This window comes from Rhizobium sp. 01T417 (assembly GCF_056398905.1).
Window position 1 is genome coordinate 1 of the sequence record NZ_JBFTQH010000059.1, and the last position, 21,117, is coordinate 21,117.

At 57.4% G+C, this 21,117-nt stretch carries 19 protein-coding genes and 5 pseudogenes; 10 read left to right on the plus strand and 14 right to left on the minus strand.

Annotation, left to right across the window (positions count from 1 at the left end; genetic code table 11):
* The first annotated feature begins 651 nt into the window (after positions 1 to 651).
* From AC1DPR_RS29640 to AC1DPR_RS29660, 5 genes and pseudogenes are all read left to right on the plus strand, one after another.
* Positions 652 to 1,625 (plus strand): annotated as a pseudogene (locus AC1DPR_RS29640) (ATP dependent DNA ligase).
* A 315-nt stretch (positions 1,626 to 1,940) separates the two neighbouring features.
* A pseudogene (ligD, locus tag AC1DPR_RS29645) lies at positions 1,941 to 2,659 on the plus strand (non-homologous end-joining DNA ligase); the annotation flags it as partial.
* A 172-nt stretch (positions 2,660 to 2,831) separates the two neighbouring features.
* Positions 2,832 to 3,305 (plus strand): Hsp20 family protein, encoded by a 474-nt coding sequence (locus tag AC1DPR_RS29650; RefSeq protein WP_477817801.1) that lies wholly within the window; start codon positions 2,832 to 2,834, stop codon positions 3,303 to 3,305.
* Positions 3,306 to 3,377: 72 nt separating this feature from the next.
* Entirely contained in the window at positions 3,378 to 3,677 is a 300-nt protein-coding gene (locus AC1DPR_RS29655; RefSeq protein ID WP_477817802.1) for a DUF982 domain-containing protein, read from the plus strand.
* A 6-nt stretch (positions 3,678 to 3,683) separates the two neighbouring features.
* Positions 3,684 to 3,962, plus strand: a complete 279-nt coding sequence (locus AC1DPR_RS29660) for a hypothetical protein (RefSeq protein WP_477817803.1) — start codon at positions 3,684 to 3,686, stop codon at positions 3,960 to 3,962.
* Positions 3,963 to 3,974: 12 nt separating this feature from the next.
* Here the strand turns inward: AC1DPR_RS29660 and ligD (AC1DPR_RS29665) are convergent.
* The 10 genes and pseudogenes from ligD (AC1DPR_RS29665) to AC1DPR_RS29710 form a co-directional block, all read right to left on the minus strand.
* A pseudogene (gene ligD, locus AC1DPR_RS29665) lies at positions 3,975 to 5,012 on the minus strand (non-homologous end-joining DNA ligase); the annotation flags it as partial.
* A 412-nt stretch (positions 5,013 to 5,424) separates the two neighbouring features.
* Positions 5,425 to 5,919: a GreA/GreB family elongation factor gene (locus AC1DPR_RS29670; RefSeq protein WP_477817804.1), complete on the minus strand. Its 495-nt coding sequence runs from the start codon at positions 5,917 to 5,919 to the stop codon at positions 5,425 to 5,427.
* A 139-nt stretch (positions 5,920 to 6,058) separates the two neighbouring features.
* Positions 6,059 to 6,505, minus strand: coding sequence for a nucleoside diphosphate kinase regulator (gene rnk / locus AC1DPR_RS29675; protein WP_477817805.1), 447 nt, complete (start codon positions 6,503 to 6,505; stop codon positions 6,059 to 6,061).
* Between the two features lie 358 nt (positions 6,506 to 6,863).
* Positions 6,864 to 7,120: pseudogene (locus AC1DPR_RS29680) on the minus strand (IS5/IS1182 family transposase); the annotation flags it as partial.
* A 13-nt stretch (positions 7,121 to 7,133) separates the two neighbouring features.
* Entirely contained in the window at positions 7,134 to 7,496 is a 363-nt protein-coding gene (gene mnhG / locus AC1DPR_RS29685) for a monovalent cation/H(+) antiporter subunit G (RefSeq protein WP_477817806.1), read from the minus strand.
* A complete protein-coding gene (locus AC1DPR_RS29690; RefSeq protein WP_477817807.1) occupies positions 7,493 to 7,774 on the minus strand; it encodes a K+/H+ antiporter subunit F in 282 nt (93 codons plus the stop codon). The genes mnhG and AC1DPR_RS29690 overlap by 4 nt, the downstream gene beginning before the upstream one ends.
* A complete protein-coding gene (locus AC1DPR_RS29695; RefSeq protein ID WP_477817808.1) occupies positions 7,771 to 8,247 on the minus strand; it encodes a Na+/H+ antiporter subunit E in 477 nt (158 codons plus the stop codon). The genes AC1DPR_RS29690 and AC1DPR_RS29695 overlap by 4 nt, the downstream gene beginning before the upstream one ends.
* A 2-nt stretch (positions 8,248 to 8,249) precedes the next feature.
* A pseudogene (locus tag AC1DPR_RS29700) lies at positions 8,250 to 9,876 on the minus strand (monovalent cation/H+ antiporter subunit D).
* The gene (locus tag AC1DPR_RS29705) at positions 9,873 to 10,211 is read right to left on the minus strand and encodes a Na+/H+ antiporter subunit C (protein WP_477817809.1); all 339 of its coding nucleotides are present in this window, start codon (positions 10,209 to 10,211) and stop codon (positions 9,873 to 9,875) included. Before AC1DPR_RS29705 ends, AC1DPR_RS29700 begins: the two are co-directional and overlap by 4 nt.
* Positions 10,211 to 13,144 (minus strand): monovalent cation/H+ antiporter subunit A, encoded by a 2,934-nt coding sequence (locus tag AC1DPR_RS29710; RefSeq protein ID WP_477817810.1) that lies wholly within the window; start codon positions 13,142 to 13,144, stop codon positions 10,211 to 10,213. The genes AC1DPR_RS29705 and AC1DPR_RS29710 overlap by 1 nt, the downstream gene beginning before the upstream one ends.
* Positions 13,145 to 13,253: 109 nt before the next feature.
* Between AC1DPR_RS29710 and AC1DPR_RS29715 the strand changes: the two genes are divergently transcribed.
* Positions 13,254 to 13,520 carry a helix-turn-helix domain-containing protein gene (locus AC1DPR_RS29715; RefSeq protein ID WP_477817822.1) on the plus strand — a complete coding sequence of 89 codons (267 nt, stop codon included), beginning with the start codon at positions 13,254 to 13,256 and terminating at the stop codon, positions 13,518 to 13,520.
* A gap of 451 nt (positions 13,521 to 13,971) precedes the next feature.
* Here the strand turns inward: AC1DPR_RS29715 and AC1DPR_RS29720 are convergent, their stop codons facing one another.
* From AC1DPR_RS29720 to AC1DPR_RS29735, 4 genes are all read right to left on the minus strand, one after another.
* On the minus strand, positions 13,972 to 14,580 hold the full coding sequence (locus AC1DPR_RS29720) for a Tim44/TimA family putative adaptor protein (RefSeq protein WP_477817811.1): 609 nt from the start codon (positions 14,578 to 14,580) through the stop codon (positions 13,972 to 13,974).
* Positions 14,581 to 15,555: 975 nt separating this feature from the next.
* On the minus strand, positions 15,556 to 15,699 hold the full coding sequence (locus AC1DPR_RS29725) for a hypothetical protein (protein ID WP_176703632.1): 144 nt from the start codon (positions 15,697 to 15,699) through the stop codon (positions 15,556 to 15,558).
* 105 nt (positions 15,700 to 15,804) lie between these two features.
* Positions 15,805 to 16,248, minus strand: a complete 444-nt coding sequence (locus AC1DPR_RS29730; RefSeq protein ID WP_477817812.1) for an RrF2 family transcriptional regulator — start codon at positions 16,246 to 16,248, stop codon at positions 15,805 to 15,807.
* A gap of 50 nt (positions 16,249 to 16,298) precedes the next feature.
* Positions 16,299 to 16,823 carry a group III truncated hemoglobin gene (locus AC1DPR_RS29735; RefSeq protein WP_477817813.1) on the minus strand — a complete coding sequence of 175 codons (525 nt, stop codon included), beginning with the start codon at positions 16,821 to 16,823 and terminating at the stop codon, positions 16,299 to 16,301.
* A 645-nt stretch (positions 16,824 to 17,468) separates the two neighbouring features.
* On the opposite strand from AC1DPR_RS29735, the gene AC1DPR_RS29740 reads away from it, so the two are divergent.
* The 4 genes from AC1DPR_RS29740 to AC1DPR_RS29755 all read left to right on the plus strand — a co-directional run bounded on the left by AC1DPR_RS29740 (position 17,469) and on the right by AC1DPR_RS29755 (position 20,961).
* Entirely contained in the window at positions 17,469 to 18,230 is a 762-nt protein-coding gene (locus AC1DPR_RS29740) for a gluconate 2-dehydrogenase subunit 3 family protein (protein ID WP_477817814.1), read from the plus strand.
* Positions 18,231 to 18,257: 27 nt separating this feature from the next.
* Positions 18,258 to 20,027, plus strand: coding sequence for a GMC family oxidoreductase (locus AC1DPR_RS29745; RefSeq protein ID WP_477817815.1), 1,770 nt, complete (start codon positions 18,258 to 18,260; stop codon positions 20,025 to 20,027).
* A 117-nt stretch (positions 20,028 to 20,144) separates the two neighbouring features.
* Positions 20,145 to 20,552 carry a c-type cytochrome gene (locus AC1DPR_RS29750; protein WP_477817816.1) on the plus strand — a complete coding sequence of 136 codons (408 nt, stop codon included), beginning with the start codon at positions 20,145 to 20,147 and terminating at the stop codon, positions 20,550 to 20,552.
* 31 nt (positions 20,553 to 20,583) lie between these two features.
* Positions 20,584 to 20,961, plus strand: coding sequence for a DUF488 domain-containing protein (locus tag AC1DPR_RS29755; protein ID WP_477817817.1), 378 nt, complete (start codon positions 20,584 to 20,586; stop codon positions 20,959 to 20,961).
* The last annotated feature ends 156 nt before the right edge of the window (positions 20,962 to 21,117 follow it).

Sequence of the window (21,117 nt, forward strand, 5' to 3'; positions counted from 1 at the left end):
GAAAGGAGAGGAACGTCTCACCAGCAGGACACCCCGACAAACAGCCCCAATCAGGGGGCGGCATCATCTCGGAACAAGGGGGCGGTTAATTCTCGGAATTGGGGGGCGGCATCATTTCGGAATGCGGGGGCGGATTGCCTCGGAATCCGCAAGTTCCGCCGCACATAACAAAAAAGCCCGGCGTGCTGGGGGGCGCATCCGGGCCTAGATCACGGACTTGCATGTTGGGCGATGCGGGGTCCCACAGCGTGTATTGAGCGCTGCAATAAGTGAACCGATGGGGCGCGGGAAAGTTCCGACTGTGTTAGCAATTGCTTAACCAAGGGCAGCTACAGTCAAACTGTCACAAGGTTATCGTGACAGCAGGCAACATCTACATGCATGACTCGAAAGGCTCGCCCACTGCGCTTCAGGGCGAGCCTTTTCTTATGGCACGATGCCCGGTCTGCGATAGAATTTGATGGATCCCATGCGCGAATGCCGAGCGACTGTTTTGCTGGCCGCTTGTCACAGCAGCCCTACAGTCTCCAGTATTTCTCGGCCTTCTGGGCTCCAGTTTGCTAGGTCAAGCCCACTCGACCAATGGTCTGCGAACGCACTCGTCACATCGAGTTAATTGTCTTTTTAAGCATTGCCTGATGTAATCGAGCGATGGCCAATGTTCCTCCATCAAAGCCGCTTTTGGCAGACGAAAAGCCGCTTCGCAGCCGCGCGCGAAAGCTGCGAGGTCCATCGCAACCAAATCTTCCCTTTGATCCTATGCGGCTCGCGTAGAGCCGTGCCTGGCTCTGCTAAAGCCGCTTCCACCAGTGGGGCCGGATTGGCTGTACGAATTAAAATGGGACGGGTACAGGATCGCAGTCCATCTGAACAATGGCCATATAAGGATACTTACCCGCGGCGGTCATGACTGGACGCGCCGTTTTCCCGGCATTGAGGACGCGGCCAAGCGTCTGGGTGTCGGCACAGCTATCCTCGACGGTGAAGCAGTCGTGACCACACTTCGGCAAGCTGCGGAACTCGCTGGGCGACCGGGGAGGGAAGCTGCCGGCGGGCGACGCCATCATGTTCGCCTTCGACCTGCTGTACTTCGACGGCCACGATATGCGCAGCCTCGAACTCACCGCCCGCCGATACTTCCTCCAATCGCTCCTGAAAAATGAGCAGGGCACGAGAATGGCCTCGAAGGCATCATCGCGAAATATAAGGACGCCCCTTACCGGTCTGGCCGGTTCGGCGAGTGGATCAAGGTCAAGTGCATCCAGTCAGACAGCTTTATGGTCGTGGGCCATGAGCACTCGATGGTGGCGCGATCGGGGATTGGCAGCCTGCTGCTGGCCGCTCGGAAGGGCGACGATTGGGTGTACGTCGGCTCGGTGGGTACCGGCTTTAATGAGCGCAGCGCGGAGTATCTGCGTAAGACGCTGGACCGGATCATGCGGAAGACGCCACCCGTCAAATTTGAGGGGCGACGGAAGAGCCTCGTGTGGGTTCAGCCCACGCTGATTGTCGAGATTGAGTACCGCGCCTGGACGCATGACGGCAAGCTGCGGCACGCATCCTATAAGGGACTGCGCGATGTGCAGGATAACGCGGCGGTTTATCAATTACACATGGAGCGGTAGCACGCAGTGAGGGCCGCCATGCTTTTCGTATCGACCGGATGTAAGCTGGAACCCTGAACGCAAGAACTAATGCTGCCAGATAAAATCCAAAAATATGGACCATACTCTTCAAGATATTCACCTCTATCGCGGAATCGAAGCTCATTCGATAGCGGGTATAGCCTTCGGTTGGACTGATGTATGACGACAAGAAGCTTGCAAAAAACATGACGATGAACACGGTCATCATCCCTTGGACGTGATGCCGGTCAGAGGCAAGCAGTTGCCTCACGAAAAAAACGACACCAACCGGCAGCATGGTCATGCTGGCAAAGGACCGCCATACTCGATGGCGAAGCCCTCGTCCTCAATGCCGAGGGCCGGTCCGACTTCGGAGCGTTGCAGCGCTCGCTCGGCGGGCGCGGCGGCAAACGGGCTTCGACGGAATCCGTCCTCTTCGCCTTCGACCTCTTATACTTCGACGGCACGATCTGACCAAGACCGAGCTGTCGGTCCGCCGGCATCTGTCGACGGATCTGCTCGACGGTGCGGTTGGGGCGATCCAACTTTCTGAGGAGGTGCAGGGAGACGGCGCAGAGCTTCTCGAAAACGCCCGGTCGCTTGGACTGGAGGGCATTGTCGCCAAGCACCGCGACAGCCCGTATCGCTCCGGCAGGACCGGCGACTGGCTGAAGATCAAATGCGTGCAGAGCGAGAGTTTCATGGTCATTGGCTACGAGCAGTCGGCCCTTGCGCGCGGCGGCATTGGCAGCCTGCTTCTTGCAGCTCGCCGCGGGAGCGAGTGGATCTATGTCGGCGCCGTCGGCACGGGCTTCAAGGAAACCGACGCCGCATACCTGAAGAAGACGCTCGATTTGCTGAAGACGAAAACACCCGTCGTGCCGCTCAAGGGCAAGGACTACGCATTTGCCCAGCCGACGCTGATCGCCGAGATCGAGTTCCGCGGCTGGACGGACGACGGAAACCTCCGTCACGCCTCCTACAAAGGGCTTCGCGAAGTCCAGGATAATGCTGCGGTTTACCAGCTAGATTAACTGGATTCGGCAACGGCAAAAAAGGCCAAAATTTTCTCTGGCCACGCTCTTGAATCCGAAAATCTCAGAAACCAAATCGATTGCTGCCAGCCGCTGATGAAAGGGCTGGCCTTGCTGGAGGTGCCGTCTTTCGGCGCTTCCGTACCCATGTTGCTTCAAGGAGGATATGGCTATGGCAACATCTTACGACTATGCACCGCTCTACCGTTCGAGCGTCGGATTCGACCGGGTTTTCAATCTTCTAGAAAACGCCCAGCGCGCCCGCTCGATCAGCGACTGGCCGCCCTATGACATCGTCAAGACCGGTGATGACAGCTATCGGATCTCGATTGCTGTGGCAGGCTTCGCCCAGGACGATCTCGACATCACGTTTCAGTCCAATCTGCTGACTGTCACCGGCAAGAGGCAGGAGACAGCCAATGAAGGTTACCTGCATCGCGGCATTGCCGGCCGGCCGTTCGAACACCGGTTCGAGCTTGCCGATCATGTCCGAGTGAACGGGGCCGACCTTAGCAATGGTCTCTTGTCCATCGATCTCGTTCGCGAGATCCCAGAGGCATTGAAACCGCGTAAGATCTCGATCCAGAGCGCTCCCGCTTTGACGCCTGCTGCTCCGGCGCAGATCGAAGCGCAGAAGGCAGCCTAACCGCATTGTCCGCAGAACAAGGGCGCCGTGGCGACGGCGCCCACAACATTTTGGGTTGGGAAGGAGAGAGCGATGAAACCCGATATGTTCAAACAGCCCGTTTTCATTCTTGTCGGCCTTGGCTTTCCGGCAGAGGTTCGCGGCTTGATGGACGCGTACCGACATCTCGTCGAATGGCCGCAATCCCTTCGAGACACCTCGCACTCGGTCGCGCTCAAGGCTTGCAGTGCCGCGCTGCGCGGTGAGATCGAAGCGGAGACAGCTCGCGGCCTGTTTGCCGCCTTTGCCGAAAAACACGACCTGCTGGTGCCGGAAACCAACGTAGTCGCTGCGTCACGCCTGCGGCGCGACCGGGATCCGCACGTGAGATGAGGATCGATGATGGACGATATGTTGCAGCAGGCGATCAGCACCGCGATGGTGATGGGACCAACGGTCCTGCTTGGGGGTATGCGGCTCCGGCGGCCGATCGAGTTAGTGAGAGCACCTTCGCTTTCAGTTGACGACAAGCGGGCGATCCTGGCGGCCTGGGCGTCGGACTTTTACGCTGTGGAATCGAAGCCCGCCCTCCGTCAACTGCCCGGAATGTCCGAGCCGGTTTCAATCGATGAGGTGCAGGCTGCTCTCGACGAACTCGATCGGCGCTACGGTATTTGATCGCCGGCGCGTTCAGGCCGCCGCCTTCATGGACTTGACCAGACTCCTGATCGCCTGCTCCAGTGAGCGCTGGCCGTCGCAATAGTCCTGCCAGGCGGTGGTCTTGGCGAGAAGCCCAGGAACGGTTCGAACCGTAAAACGCATTGGATCGAGCCCGGTCTTAACCTGGGTCCATGTGAGCGGCATCGAAATCGTCGCCCCGGCCCCCGCGGCGAGAGGGGTGCCACCGCTGTCGCCATGCGGTCGTTGCGAAGGTAATCGAGGAAGATGCGACCCTCGCGCTGGTTCTTGGCCATCTTGATGAGATAAAGCTCGGGATTGTCGCGGGCCATCTGCAGGCATACATCATGCGCGAATCCCTTGGCTGCATCCCAACCGATTTTCTTTCCTTTCGCGACGGCCAAAGGCGTCACCACATGCAGCCCTTTGCCGCCGGTGGTCTTGCAGAAGCTGACGAGACCGAGTTCGTCGAGACGGTCGCGGATTTCACGCGCGGCTTCGATAACGGTGGAGAAGGGGACATCCGGGCCAGGATCGAGATCGAACACCAGCCAGCCTGGAACCTCCGGCTGCCCGGGCAGTTCCACGGATGAAGTTCGACACCGCCAATCTGCGCAATGGCGACCAGGCCCTCGATCCGGTCCACCTGGAGGTAAGGCTCTTTGTCGCCGAACACAGTGACGAGTTCCAGCAGGTTCGACGTGCCCGGCATCGCGTGACGTTGGAAGAACTGCTCGCCGCCAATCCCGTCGGGCGTGCGAATGATCGAGCATGGGCGCCCTTTGATATGCTCGATCAACCATGATCCGACCGCCTCGTGATAATGCGCAAGGTCGAGCTTGGTGACGGCTTTCCCGTCGCCGGCATCCGGCCAAAGCGGCTTCTCCGGATTGGAGATCAGCACGCCCATAACATTTGCCTTTCCGCCCTTCCGGAAAGACTTGGTCGGCAGTGGCGTTCGGCCTCGACCTCAGGATCCGGCACATCGGCCTCCACCGGAGACGCAGGCTTCTCGGCCACCACCTCTCCGGCAGGCTTGTCCTCCCGCAAGTGTGGTATTATAATACCGAGAGGATGTTTGGGAGGTCCACAATAGAACTCACGCCACAAAGTTCGAAATTTCAGACGCTTGCGTTTTTTATTTTCCGGGACTTCGTTTGAATCCCATCAAGAGCTTGTATTCTCCTTACGCATGCGGGTGCTTGAGGAGCTACTGCTTGAGCGCTGGATCATCGTCTGGTAGGAAACGATCCGGCGATGGGGACGGAACTCCGGCCGGCTTACGCAACGCAACTCCGTCGTCACTTGTCCGGCTCCCGATGTTTCGGCGGCCGGGCTTTCTCGAGTGGATTGTCAACGCTTCACTACATGATGCAGGACATCGCGAACGATCGCCTTGCACTGCATTAACTAGGAGCGCGGACCGGCAGGGCGACCCAGTAGGCGGCTATGCCGCCGGTCGTCAGCGCCGTCCATCGCGGCCATTTCGAACCGGGAGGGGTCCGACCCTGAGCAGGGGCTTCCGCTCGGAGTGGGTAGCTGGGTTCGAGGCGGCAGCCCTCCTGCGCATTGCCTTTTCCGGCTGGTAGTGGACCGTCTCAAGCAGGATACGTTCTTCAACGCCGTCGACGTTCGTCAACACGAACTCCTGGCCTTCGGCAAGACCAAGAAGCGCCATCCCGCGCAGCGTCGTGACCGGCAGTAACATGCCAATCGCTGTCGTCATACGGTCGTCGGATAGGACGCGCGTGTCCCGACTGGCGCCATCGATCCTGTAGGTCACGCGGCTGTTCAGGCTGGCGACGTTCTCAGGAAGGTTCTCGCGGAACATGACGATCGCTGTTGTGATCTTGCGCCTCAGGAGAGGCACCAGCCGGGAGTCGCGGACGAACGGATCATCGAGCATGGCTTCTAACAAGGTGAAGTCTCGGGTGGTGAGGATGCAGTGTTCTCTCATCGTAGTTCTCCACCGCCCCCTCACGGGAGCGTTCACGTTGGGCATGGATCAGAGTCCCCTGGCCGCGGAAGGCGGCACAGGGGCTATGAGCGTGCGATGAGGCGCCTTCCGGGGAAGGAACAAGAGAGCGCGCCGCCCGTCATGATGCGGGCCGAAGCTGAGAGGAGGCTGGGCAAGCCGCGCGATCCGGCGCCTCTACCGCAGCGACCGTCAGCCTGTGGACGCGACCGTCGCGGGCCGTCCAGTCGATCGACTGTCCCTTCGACAGTCCGATGAGGGCCGCCCCGATAGGCGTCAGGATCGATACCTTGCCCTGGGCGATGTCGGCGTCGCCTGGGAAGACGAGCGTCACCTGCCGGTTTTCGCCGAGGTCGCTGGTGAAGCGTATTTTGGAGCCCATCCGGACGACGTTCGCGGACAGTCGTTCGTCGGGAACGACGCGCGCCCGCTCAAGCTCGGCCATCAGTTCGTCGGCCACTTCGGGGAGACGCGAAGCGTGGCTCTCCGCGAGTCTCGCCAGCCGCTCGTGATCGGAGACGGCAATCGTAATCGCGGGTTTGAGCGATTTCCGGGTCTTGAAAACCATAGAGTTCTCCTGCAGGTCTCAGCGGTCGCCTTCGGGGCCCGCCAGCACTTCAAATTCGTGAGGTGGATGTCGCTCTAGGCTGCGCCTTGGTCATTGACCGATGCTTACGCCCCTCGGCCGGGCGCGACACGACCGGGCCGGGGGTCAGATTCCCGCGATGAGGAACACCCGCTTGAGAACGACATTGAGACGCGAGATCAACATGATCCTAAGATGGTCTTAGCAAGCCGGATAGTCAAGCCAGGCCACTGGACAGCAACCTTTCCAGAAAGCCGAGGAAGGATTCCTTCTGCTTTCAGGTAGCGTTGGTGCGGGGATCGTAGAGTTTTCGGACTCGGATCTTTGATGCCGTCATTTTCGAGCTGGTTCCAATGCGACGGATGGATTTCGGGTGTGCGCACGCAAGCATACGATTTGAGAACGGCGCAGCCGATGGCAGCCTCGGCCTGTTGCGCTCGAAGGTTCGTGCGCCCAATGGACCACCGATGAACGACTTGTAGCGACGATCGCGGCTTCGACCAGCGCACGCGTGCCGTAGCCAGTCGCAGCCTGCCACTTCATTCGTCCGTCCCAGTTGATCGCCACGATTTGTTGGTCTCGTTGAGTAGGCGGCTCGGTGTCCGGTCTTTCACGGCTCGATATGACTTTCCCGAGGGGGCACATGGGGACTGTTCTCAAATCGGTCGCGGTGTAACGCCGCCCGGGCCAGAAGCATGAACGTGACCGGTGTCGTCACGGTGATGAACACCCCGATGAGAACCTGGTGCGCGATTAATCGGTCCCCGGCCATGCTAAAGAACAGGATCGAAGCGACCACGATGCCACCGGTTCCCAAGCTGGTGGAAAGCGTGGGGGCGTGTATGCGTTCGTAAAAGGTCGGAAGCCGCAGAAATCCTATCGCGCCAATGAGCGCCAGACCGGCCCCGACCAGTACGAAGCACGCGATTAGGATTGCAGCCCAAATCGGAATGTCGGCCGCTAAGTATATCATTCGATCACCTCCCCACGCATCAGAAACTTTGCCAGCGAGGTGCTTGCAACAAAGCTGAGCAATCCGATCACCAACGAGGCCTCGAAATAGACGGTCTTACCCATTCCGATGCCGAATGTCATAAGCAGTAGCATGGCGTTGACGTACAGCGTGTCGAGCCCGAGGATCCGATCCTGCGCCCGTGGTCCGTAAAGCATTCGCACGCAAGTGATGCCCATCGCTATCGTCAGCATCAACTGGGCAAGGCCGATGGCAGTGAATATGATAATGGCGCTCATGAGAAAATCTCCAGCAGCAGTTTTTCGTAGCGGTTCTTAATCAGATCACGCCAATCGTCTTCATCGACAAGGTCGAGCACATGGATCAGCACGGAGCTGCGGCGCGAGTCATACTCCAACCACGCGGACCCCGGAGTGCTTGTCACGATCACTGCAAGGATCGCGAGGGCAGTGGGATCGCTAAGTTCGAGTTGCAGGTCGATGAACGAAGAGCGACGTCCCTTAGCTCGTCCGCGAAGAATGACAACGCTCACCGCAAAGTTAGAGCGTATAATGTCCAGCATCACGATTCCAACGAGCTTTGGAAGCAGATACCATTTGCGCATCCTCGGTTCTTCCGGCCGCAACGCCCCCATCGCCCATGTTGAGCAAACCGCGATCACGCCGCCGAGTAGTAGGTGTCCGATCGTCAGATTGTTGAGCAGCAGCCACATCGACAGCAAGGCAAACGCGAGGAGCGGGTAGGGGAACATCGTTACTCTCCCGAACCTTGCATAGTCTTGTCTTGCCACGAGCGTTGAGGAGTTGCCCGTTTGACAGCCTCGCTATAAATGCTCGGATTGGCGATCGCATGCACGGCCGCATCCGTGAAGTCGAGGGCTGGCCCCGCTCTGATGGTTAGCGCAGCCGTCAGCGCCAAAATCAGCATGATTGGGACGATCTCCATGACTAGGACACGAGGCACCGTTCCCTCAATGGAGCTCCAGAAAGTGCGAATTCCAGCACGAGAAAGCGCAATCAGCGTTGCCAAGCCGCCGAGGATGACAAGTGCGACCAGCAACAAAGCAGGCCCGCTTGGATGCACGCCAATCGAACCGGTACCGATCAAGGCCGATAACATCACGAACTTCGCGACGAAGCCGGACAGCGGCGGAAGTCCAGACAAGAGAACAGCACAGGCAGCGAAGCAGATTCCGAGCATTGCTAGCGTGGCGGGCATGGTGGCGCCTTGGAATTCATCGAGGACGTCGTCGTCCGTCTCCCCGTAAAACTCCATGGTTACTGCCAAAATCGACGCACCGGCATCCTGGCCTCTTTCGACCAGCTCTACCAGCATGAAGAAAGCGCCGAGGGTCAAGGTCGAGCTGAGCAGGTAGAGAAGCGCCCCTGACGTCGCGGTCGCGTCATTCAGTCCGATGACCGCGAGAAGCGTGCCGGATGAGACGAGAACAGAATAGGCGCCAATCCGGCCCAAAGCCTGCGACGCCAGCACGCCAATCGTGCCGAAGGCCAAGGTGGCCAAGCCGCCATAAAGCAGCACCTCGCAGCCGAAGCCAGCAGACGGCCCTTCGGAAAACAACAGCATGGTAAGGCGCAGGATGATGTAGACGCCGACTTTGCTCATCAATGTGAAAATTGCCGCGACCGGCGGCGCCGCGACACTGTATGCGCTTGGGAGCCAGAAGCAGAGTGGCCACATTCCCGCCTTGATGAGGAACGCCACTCCCAGAACCGCGGCGCCGGCTTCCATCAGCATTCGGCGGTCCGGTTCAAGAGCCGGAATTCTTTCTGCAAGGTCGGCCATGTTCAGCGTCCCCGTTGTACCATACACGAGGCTGACGCCCACGAGGAAGAGTAATGCCGCCGCTAGGTTGACCGCGATGTAATGCCATACCTGCCTTGACGCGGAGCGAGCCGGAGCCGTGAAGGAGAAGCCCGTACGAGGCCGCCAACATCACTTCAAAGAAAACGAACAGGTTAAACAGGTCGCCCGTCAGAAAGGCGCCGCTGAGCCCCATCAAAAGAAACTGGTAAAGACTGTGGAAGTGTGCGCCAGCAGAATGCCACCGCGCCAGCGAAAAGGTGAGAACCGGTACAGCCAGAATCGCGGTCAGCGCCACCATTAGTGCGGAGAGGCGATCGAGTACAAGGACAATGCCAAAAGGCGCACCCCAGTTGCCCAGTAGGTAGACCCCGTCGAAATTGCTTCCCCTGGATAACTCGATCAGCAGCACTGAGACGAGTGCAAGGGCTATTGTGGCTGCCAAGCTTACCATCGCCTTTGCTAGGCGCTGGCGATCAGGGATGAAGAGCAAGCCAGCTCCAGTGACGAGTGGGATCAGGATCGGCAGGGTAATGAGATGCTGTGACCACGCGATCATCTGTGATCGCTCCTGCCATCAACGTGATCACTTCCAGTGAGTCCACGCGAGGCAAGAAGAACAACCAGGAACAGCGCGGTGGTGGCGAACCCGATTACGATTGCTGTCAAAACAAGGGCCTGCGGGACGGGATCCGCCAGTCGTGAAACCAACACCCCCTCGCCGAGCAGCGGCGGCTCGTCAAATCTCACACCCCCCACTCCGAATATGAAAAGGTTTACTGCGTAGGAGAGGAGCGAGAGCCCGATGATCACCTGATAGGTCCGAGGACGAAGTATCAGCCAGACTCCGCAAGCAGTCATCACACCGATAGCGATGGAGAGAACAAGTTCCATCAGGCAACTTCTTCCTTTGCTTCCTCAAGTGCTCGGATCCGATTGATGCGGATGGACTGGTGAGCAAGCGCAACGAGAATGAGTACAGTCGAACCGACGACCAGGAGAAACACGCCGAGGTCGAAAATCATTGCGGAAGCTGCTGGCACCTTCCCGATCAGTGGCAGCTCCAGGTATCGCGAGTGAGAAGTCAAGAAGGGGTACCCGAACAACCATGCGCCGATGCCTGTTGTAGCCGCCAACAAGAGCCCGGACCCCATCCAGCGCAGCGGCAGGATGCGAATGCGCTCCTCGGCCCAGCGCGTTCCTCCTGCCAGGTATTGTAGCAGGAACGCGATCGACATCGTCAGCCCGGCCGAAAATCCGCCCCCCGGCAGGTCATGGCCACGGATGAAAATGTAGATCGCCAAAGTGATGATAACCGGAAACAGCCATTGCATGATCACCGAAGGCACGAGCAGGTAGTCTCGGGCCGTGTCGCCTACGTCTCGGTCTGGTTGTTGGTCGTCGAACAAGGACTGCACCTGCTGCTGTTCGGGGGGCGCCATACTGTCGGCCGCTGGCCGGAAGCGGCGCAACAGCGCGTAGACGGTCAGAGCTACGATACCGAGCACAGTGATTTCCCCGAGTGTGTCGAAGCCACGGAAATCTACGAGGATGACATTGACCACGTTGCGTCCGCCGCCTTGGGTATAGGCGTTTTGGAGGAAGAAGTGCGCGATTGCGTCTGGCACCGTCATCGTCATCACCGCGTACGCAATAAACGTCATGCCTACTCCGCAAACCGCAGCAAGGATAAAATCCCGGAAACGACGGAAGCGTGCACGGAATGCCATTTCATCCTTCAGCGCCTTCGCACGTTTCGGCAGCCATCGCAGACCCAGAAGAATTAGAACAGTGGTTACGATCTCGACCAGCAATTGAGTAACGGCAAGATCTGGTGCCGAGAGCCAGATGAAGGTCACGCATACGATAAGTCCGACTCCACCCAGCATGACCAGAGCTGCCAGCCGGTGATATTTAGCAATATACGCGGTTCCAATCGCCAAACAGCATCCAATCGTCCAGATGCCCATAAACGGAATGTCGACATCGGAGGGAGCAATCATCCGTGGCTGGAAGCCCGCGAGATAAAGGGGAAGAAGGGCAGAAAAGAAGCCTGTGATGGTAACCCACCTCAGTTGTGGCTGGAGGTTTCTCGTTCCGAGCCAGTTCTCAAGATTTCTCGCCCAGCGCCACGATATCGTCACGAGACCCCTCTCGAAGATACGTTGCCCTCGCATGAGGCGGAACCACGGAGGTCCGTCATCGCATTTCGAGAAGTAGTCTCGAAAAGTGATATAGATTGCGCACCCAGCTGTTATTGCAATCACACTCATCAGCAGTGGTATGTTGAAACCGTGCCACATTGAAAGGCTGTATTGCGGCATCGACTGGCGAAGAACGCTGAAGGCAGCGACTTGCAAGAACGGCCCGATTGTCAGGTTGGGTACGATACCGATGACAAGACAGGCGATCACCAGGAAGTCGATTGGGAAACGCATCCAATGCGGCGGCTCGTGCGGATTGTTGTTTGGCAAATCAGAGGGGCGCGCTCCGAAGAACACTGAATGGATGAACCGAAGTGAATATGCGACGCTAAAGGCGCTCGCTATGACAGCAAGGTAGGGCAGGGCGGTGTCAAGCCACGACTCGGCGTGTGTCTCAACCGCCTCAGCGAAGAACATCTCCTTGGAAATGAAGCCGTTCAAAAGCGGTACGCCCGCCATCGCGGCGCTTGCGACCATTGCCAGCCTTCCCGTGATGGGCAGGTAGCGCAACAGGCCGCTGAGGCGCCGCATGTCGCGGGTGCCAGTCTCATGGTCAATAATCCCGGCGGCCATAAACAGAGATGACTTAAAGATGGCGTGGTTAACCATATGGAATATGGCGGCAACCGTGGCAATTGGACTTCCAAGGCTTAGTAAGGTCGTAATCAATCCAAGGTGGCTGATCGTGGAATACGCCAGCAGCCCCTTCAAATCCTGTTGGAACATCGCAAAATAGGCACCGAGAAGGAGCGTGGAGATGCCTACAAGCCCGACGAGCATGAACCACTCGTAAGTTCCAGAAAGGGCGGGCGAAATACGAACCAGTAGGAACACACCAGCCTTCACCATTGTCGCGGAGTGCAGGTAGGCGGACGCCGGTGTAGGCGCGGCCATCGCGTTCGGCAACCAGAAGTGAAATGGGAATTGCGCGCTCTTTGTGAATGCACCGAGGAGGATCAGTACCAGACTGGTCAGGTAAAGCGGATCGGCCGTGATCGTGTCGGAGGAAGCGAGGATGACGTCGAGATCATAGCTTCCAACAATAGAGCCGAGGATCAACAATCCCAACAGCAGGCAAAAGCCGCCAGTCGCAGTTACGATCAGGGCCATGCGAGCACCATCGCGCGCCGCAGGGTTCTGATGCCAGTAGCTGATCAACAGGAACGATGAAAGGCTCGTGAGCTCCCAGAAGACAGAGAGCAGAATGACATTGCCGGAGATAATGATCCCCAACATCGAGCCCATGAAAGCCAGTAGGAAGGAAAAGAATCGAGGCACTGGATCGTCCTCGGACATATAATATCGGGCATATAGGACGATTAGAACGCCTACTAGGCTCACCAGCATCGCGAACATCCACGCAAACCCGTCCATGCGCAGAGTAAGGTTGACGCCTATCTGAGGCAGCCAATCAATCTCGAAGCGAACGACACCTCCGTTGACAACGAACGGATAGAGAGAAGCGGTGCCCAAGGTCAAGGTTGCAGCCACAAGACCTGCAATAGATGCAGGCAAAAGCCTCGACGCCGTCCGGAGCAGGAACGCCGTGAGAAGGCTTCCGACGAAGGGGAGCGCTATGATCACCAGGAGAAAGCTTGAAGCCCAATCTATCCCAATCCTCATCTCCTTAGCTCTCGTTGAGGGGTCGGCGAGGCGCTAAAATGCCACCGCAATCACCGCAGTGGCCTGAGGCTCTGATTGCATTTCGCCCTTTATGGACTATATCAATCGCATGGGTCGTGCCAGCAAAGAATTCACCCTTACGCCCGCATTATGTCGGGCCGCGCGCGGGCTCCTGAATTGGACCCAGGAAGAACTTGCTGCCCGCTCGACGGTGTCCCGCAGTACGATCCGTGACTATGAGGGGGATCGTCATGGCTTGCATCGTTCGACCGCGGTGCTGTTACTCCGTGCTCTCCAGGATGGAGGCGTTGTTTTCGCCGACATAGCAGGTCACGGCATGGGAGTCTGTGCGGCAAGCTACAAGCACCGTGACTGACCGGGAGTGCGGCGTCGCGCCTTTAAGCGCGTTATTGGGTCGTGTTCTGGAAGATGTTTCCATGCTGAAAAAAACTACAAGCGGGGTTTTTCGCTGGTATCCGTTTGGAAAGTGGTAAAGGTCAGCCACGTCGGCGGTGAATGCGATGGAGCATGCCCTTGCCGCCTTCACAGATATAAGGGGCGAGCTGATTGGCTTGCCAACCCTTACCGCGGCTGGTGCTCATCGAAATACGGGTAAATTGCGCCTTAGAGATATACAAGGGGCGGTGCAGTTCGGTTGGCCATCCGCAACGGCCGACAAGACGAAGGCAACCTCCTCCCCTGTGCGAGCGGTGGTGAGGGCACTGTGCAGCGCGGACTGGCGGAGACGTCTCATCATTTGGGGGGACTCATTGTCATGACGCGGCAGCGGTCCCTGATGGTTATCTCAGATAAGGCCATGCGCCTTCTTAGGCGGTCGACACTACCTGCCATGGTTGGTTGCGATTGGAAAATTGCCGGGAGAAGGTCCAAGTGTGACGAACCTGAACGATCCTCTTCGGGTCACCGTCCACGATCGTACCATCGGCCGATAGGCTACATTGGACCGCTTCCGAGGAGAATAGAATTGTCACTTCGACGCTCTCGCGTTCGACGGTTACGCCCAAAACTGTCAGTGAGGGCTCGTTGATCAGGGTAAATTCTAATGTTTCGTATCTCGATTGGCGCGATTCAATCTCAAGCTCAAAGGTTGCGAGGACGGTGGCGCCCAGCAGCGGACGCAATGTATTAAGATCACCCTTAATGAAGGCGGCAATCACCGTTTCATAGGTGTTGGCTGCATCGCTTAGAAAGTCTTCAGCGATGAAGTCTGGATCGATATCGCGCAGTGCTCGTAGTGCTGAACCCTGCAGCAGGGCCGTGCCCTCTACATCCCGCGGTGCAACCCGTTGCTTTGTGGTTTCGCTCACATCACTTGCTGCGTTGTTATGCGAAACCAAGTTTGTCAGCATCCAGTAGAACAGGACCAAAGAAACGAAGTAGATCGCGTTATTATTGAGGTCGACGGTTTCGGTCATGGGGATGGCCTCCAATGGCTCTTTCCGGATGCATCCTCTCACGTGATGAGCGGCGGTGAAGAAAACTGGTGACATGGGTGGTGGAGAGGACGGGCACCTTTCCAGTATCGTCGAATCAGCGGAGACGATTACTGAATTGCTAAAGGACGCCTGTGCCGCCGGATCTCACGATTTGAGTACGAAAACCCTGAGCATGTGCAGTTTTCATAAATCAGTCAGCGTTCAAAACGTCGACGATGATGCTTCCGCCCAGACAGTTACCGAACGGCTGACATAGTCCCTCACTAGCCCATCGGCCCGCGGCGTGCGGATCGGAATTTCCCACTGATCAGCTGTCTAACAAGCGTGAAATCGCAGTCGCGCTGATGCGGCACAGCTCCAAGCGATGCTTCGCGGATCCGTGAGCTATCTAGACCAACGGTCATTGGTATACCCCTTGCCTGCTGCGATGCGTGCTAATGGCCCCCTTGGCTATGACGTTTTTTACCTGCACGGTCGGACGTCATCCCAGCGACCGTAGTGCAGCGAATTGCATCATGATCATCCGCCTGTCTTTCTGCCGAAGGGATATCGGATACGCGACAGCGTCGCCGTGCCCAAATTCGCACCAACCGGCGCGCTCTGCGGCCTAAGCGGGGCTGGCCTACAAGGCCAGTCGGGCCGAAACCCAGATGGTGATACTTCGATAGCATCAGTTTGTATCATTTCTTAAAGATACACAAACGGAACTAATTGCCGTTTAAAGACAAAAATATTGCATTAAAAAAGTCCTGCATGAGCATGAGGCCCTCTCAATGCCAGGCCGTCACATCAAAATAAGTCCGGTTTCAGAGGGCCAAGCCCGTGGCGTTTGGTGATGGCCTTCACGGCTGTCTGCATCTCCACGCGAGCTTCGATTGCGGCGTGTCAGCGACGATCTGCAGTTCACTGCTTGCGGCTGTCATCCCGATCGACCTTGATCGGTTGGGGCTTAGGTTAAACAAATATCATAACGACGATCGCGCCGATGACGATCAGGACAAGCCCGCCTATCAACATCGGCAACAGACTATTGTCCGGGTCGATCCCAGATTCGATTTGCGTTGTTACCTGCTTATCGTTCTTCTTTGCTTTAATCATGGCTCATCTCCACAAGGGTGCTGCGTCGGCGTAGGATGCCTCTTCGTTCCGCAATCATCTTGTCTCCGATTATAAAAAAGCACCAATTTTTCCCGCCGTCCCGCGCTACGCCGGAACGGGAGGATGGTAGCGGTGCACGGGGAAGTCCTGGGGCGTCAACGCCACGTCAGCAAGTGTGTAGCGGTCAAGGATGGTCTGGAAGGAGGCAATCGCTTCGCCAAACACGCTTGAAAGCTTGCAGGAGCCAGTGAGGACACATTGGTTTCCGCTGGCAAAGCACTCCACAATCCCGAAATCCGGCTCGGTCAGTCGTATGACATCGCCGATCCGGATCATCTCGGGCCGGAGCCCCAGAACAAGGCCGCCGGAACGGCCGCGGACCGCCTTCAGATAGCCACTGCGCGTCAGGGTATTGGCGACCTTGTTAAGGTGGGTCTTGGACACCTTGAAGGTGCGTGCGACCTCCTCGATCGTGATTAGGCGATCACCGGCGGAGGCGGCGTACATCAGCATCCTTAAGGCATAGTCCGAGAAATTGGTCAGCCGCACGGGTTGCTCCTTTCATGAGCGGTACCTTTGTAGGGGCCACCACTCCAGCATCACAGGTCTTTCTCGACAATGGGGTCGATGCCAATCGTGGTCTCGCCACGGCTGAAAGCGACCGCCAGGCGGAAACTGTGGGCGATGCGTAGCGCGCGGTCCATGAAAAGTGCTGTCACCTCGGGCGGGCAGATGCGGCGCAAGGTGGCGCGAAACAGTTTTAACCAACGCCGAAAATGCTCCTCGCCGAGACCGGAAATTTCCAGGTGTGGTAGCAATGGCCGGCCTTCATATCGGGACGTTCGGAGCAGCGTAGCGGACCAGAAATCGCACATCTTGGTCAAATGGCGTGGCCACACGTCTGGTTGGATGGCGCGACGGAAGATCGGGCCGAGAAGGTCGTCGCGGTGAATTTCGTCATAGAAGCTGTGAACCACATTACGGATCATGGTCTCGTCAAGCACATCCGGCAACGCGACGCAGTCGATAATAATGGTTCTGTTGCTCCGGCTATTCCCGCTCATGTGTGTGTGCTCCGATTTTTGCAAGGCCACTGGGGCTCTGGCATCGCCACCAAATCGCATCCAGGTTTCCTTGTATGGGCTGGAGAATACTGGCCGATTGACAACACCAAAGGCTGCCTTGCTCGACACCGAGAATACGAAGCCGGTAGCGGCGGCCTGCGAGCCAAACTTTCAAATAAAACATATATTGTCAATGTATGTTTGCGTGACATACGGGGTTTCGACTGAGCGGCGCTTTGTCGACGCCGGGGTCTATTCGTGCAGCGTTGCCTTGGCAACGTTGAAAATATTCCGCTTCCGTGTGGTTCGGAGGCTGATGAGTTCCATTCGAAGTCGTGGCGCTGGTGTTAAATGCGGCCACTTGCTGGTCGCGGCTTTGATGCTGGCTGGGTAAAGGTTTTTGCAGCGGGCTGTCCGCGGTTGTCTAGGATGTCGCGCCGATGAGTTCGATACAGCGATAGTCGGCGAGCGGCGCGCCAGTTTTTCGAGGTGGACGCGAACAAGTGATGCTCGAACCTAAGCCGTATCTATCATAAAAACTGTATTCATTTGACGATTAAATTCGTTTGCTTGTCGACAAGCAGTGGCAATAAGCTTCAGAGAAAGCCGCCAAGCTTAGCGTTGGATGCTGCGCAACGCCAGTTGGAGCGCGTGCAAGCTCTCTCCATCCTTCCCAGTAGCGCCTGCAGCGTCACAGGAGCGATCATGTCGACGAGAGGAACGAGCCAAGGCGACGTGGGGCGTCGCGACGTTCTCAAGCTACTCGGCGCGGCCGGAGCGGCCGCGAGCCCACTGCCGCTGGTGGGATCCGCATTGGCGGACGAAACGGTGGTTGCAGCGACCGACAAACAGCATCATCACGTAACCGACGCTTCGAAGTCCCATGCCGGAGGCTCGGGCTATGAATTCTTCAATGTCGATGAAGCAGCGTTCATCGAGGCCGCAGTCGATACGCTAATTCCCAGCGATTCAACCGGCCCCGGCGCGAGGGAACTAGGCGTTGCCCACTACATCGATCGGCAAATGGCTGGCGGATACGGTAAGGGCGATCGGCTCTATCTGGAAGGGCCGTTTGGCGAGGGTACGCCAGAGCAAGGCTATCAACTGCCCATGACGCCGTCCGAATTGATCCGGGTCGGTATCGCCGACGTCAGCGCCTATGTGCAGAAAACCCACAAGAGCACCTTCGACGGCCTTTCGCCAGAAGATCGTGCATCGGTGATGGCCGGTCTCGACAGCAAGAAAGTCGAGCTTCCAACGGTGCCAACGGCGACCTTTTTCGGGCTTCTGCTGCAGCTGACGATCGAGGGTTATTTCGCTGACCCGATGTACGGCGGAAACAAGGACAGGGCGGCTTGGAAGATGATCGGCTTCCCTGGCGTCGATGGCATGTACATGGACAAGATCGAGCCGTTTCGGAACAAGCCCTATAGGGCTGAACCGAAAGGCATCCAGGATCTCATTTAATCGGCGGAAAAAGAAGGACAGTGCAAAATGGCCACCAAACTCAACGCGGTTGATGTCCTCATTGTCGGTCTTGGGTGGACAGGCGGCATCATTGCCAAGGAGCTTGCATCGACCAAGCTGAAAATCGTCGCTCTTGAGCGGGGAGGCCCGCGTGACACCAATCCAGACTTTATCGACCCACAGATCCATGACGAATTGCGCTACGCCGCCCGCCACGACCTCATGCAGAATGTGCGCCGGGAAACTATCACATTCCGCAACGATGAATCGCAAACGGCGCTGCCGATGCGTCAACTCGGCTCGTTCCTGCCCGGCCAAGGCGTCGGCGGCGCCGGCGTACACTGGAACGGTGTGACCTGGCGCTGGCTCGAGTGGGATCATCAGGCGCGCACCCAGACAATCGACAAGTACGGCGAAAAGATCATCCCTTCTGATATGCACCTGCAGGACTGGCCGATCACCTATGACGATCTGGAGCCCTATTACGACAAGTTCGAAAAGACATGCGGCACCTCCGGCAAGGCAGGTAACATTAACGGCCGGAAGATCGATGGTGGCAATATCTTCGAGGGATCGCGAAAGGACGAGTACCCGAACCCGCCGATGATTGCTGCGCAAAGCATGGTGATGTTCGAAAAGGCGGCCCGCAATCTGGGCTACCACCCTTTCCCCAACCCGGCGTCAAACGCCTCGCGGGATTATGTGAACCCCGATGGGGTGGCCTTCGGCCAGTGTCACTACTGCGGGTTCTGCGAACGCTTCGGCTGCGAGGCGAATGCCAAGGCGAGCCCGCATTTCACGGTCATTCCACTGGCGTTGAAGAACCCGAATTTCGAGCTGCGCACCAACTCGATCGTGCTGAAGGTCAATCTCGATTCGACCCGCAAGAAGGCGGTCGGCGTCACATATCTCGATGCACGCGGGCGCGAATTCGAACAGCCTGCCGATCTCATTATCCTCTCGGCTTACGCGCTCGGCAACGTCAACCTGCTGCTGCATTCGGGGATTGGCGTGCCCTATGACCCTAAAACGGGAAAGGGCGTAGTCGGGCGCAACTATGCTTATCAATGCGGTGGCCAGGCTACTGCCTTCTTCGACAAGAAGACTATCATGAATCGTTTCATGGGCGCAGGTGCGCTCGGCACCTGCATGGATGATTTCAACGGCGATAACTACGATTTCGTGAAGGCCGGCTATATCGGCGGCGGCGGTATCAGCTGCAGCAACTCGGGCGCTCGGCCTATCCAGTCGCATCCAACACCACGCGGCACGCCGCGTTGGGGCTCCGACTGGAAGAGGGCAATGGTCGACAATTATGACCACGCGGCCAGCATCGGTAATCAAGGCGCGGTGATGGCCTACCGGCAGAACTACCTGAGCCTTGATCCGACCTACACCGACGTTTTTGGGCGTCCGCTGATGAGGATGACATTCAATTTCCAAGACAACGAAATAAGGCAGATGAACGCTCAGGCCGACATCTGCGTAACAATCGCCAAGGAGATGGGTGCGACGAAGATCGATCGAAACGTCCCTCCCATTCCCTATTCGATTGTGCCCTATCAAAGCACGCACAATACAGGCGGGGCAGTCTTCGGGGCTGACCCAAGCACGAGCGTACTGAACAAGTATCTTCAGGTGTGGGATGTTCCAAACGTATTCGTCACTGGTGCGTGCGTGTTTCCGCAGAACGCCGGGAAGAACCCGACTGGCCCGGTAGGCGCTCTTGCCTATTGGGCAGTGGACGCGATCAAGAATCAGTATCTGAAGAACCCGGGCCCTCTAGTTCACGCCTGAGACAACGACTTCCAAGCTGGACAGCGGATGCCGTTACAGTGAGCAGCGATTGTCTCTCCGATTTCCGGGTGCAGTTCCGTCCTTCAGGCCGCTCATGGCCATTGAAAGAGTCAAAACATGAAATCGACCATGCTTGGATTGACGACTGCAATTCTGACCGCAATCGGCTCCGCCCATGCACAAGAAACATCTTCCGGCAATGCCGAAGCCGGCGCCCTCGTCTTCAGGAAGTGCATGGCCTGCCATAAGGTCGGCTCCGACGCCAAGAACGGCGTAGGTCCAGTCTTGAATGGTGTCGTCGGCCGACTGGCTGGTGCATTTCCGGATTACAGTTATTCCCCGGCCAACAAGAATTCTGGTCTTACCTGGGATGAAGCGACGCTGACGGCGTATCTGCGCGCACCGCGCAAACTGGTCCCCGGGACAAAGATGACATTTGCCGGTCTTAACAAGGACCAAGAGATCGCCGACGTAATTGCCTATCTGAAACAGTTCAATACTCAGGGCGAAAAGTCGGTGCCCTGAGCCAGGCAGTGGACAGTGAGGATCGAGGTCGATGAGTAAAAAAATCTCCGAGCGAGTGAAATTGAAACGGGCATATGAAACCCCCGCGACCGACGACGGCATTCGCGTTTTGGTTGATCGGCTTTGGCCGCGCGGGGTCAAGAAAACAGAAGCAGCGATCGATCTTTGGATGAAGGAACTTGCGCCAAGCACCGAGCTTCGGAAATGGTTTGGACATGATCCAGCCCGCTGGGGCGAATTCCGCAAGCGGTACGCGGCGGAAATCCATGAAAATCGCGTTGAACTCGACCGATTGCGCGGCCTGATAGCGGACGGCACGGTCACGCTCGTCTACTCAGCCCATGACGAGACGCACAACGATGCTGTCGTCCTCAGAGAGATATTGTTGTCCGATTTGCCGCCCAACTAAGAACACAAGAAAATGTCGTCCCCGACGATGGCCTGTTTTATCTACATAAAAATTGCACTGAATTGTCGATTAAATTCGTTTGCACGACACCTAAGAAGGAGGGAAACTGCGTCGACTATAATTTCCGTCTTCGGTGTAGACCGAAACGCTCGACCG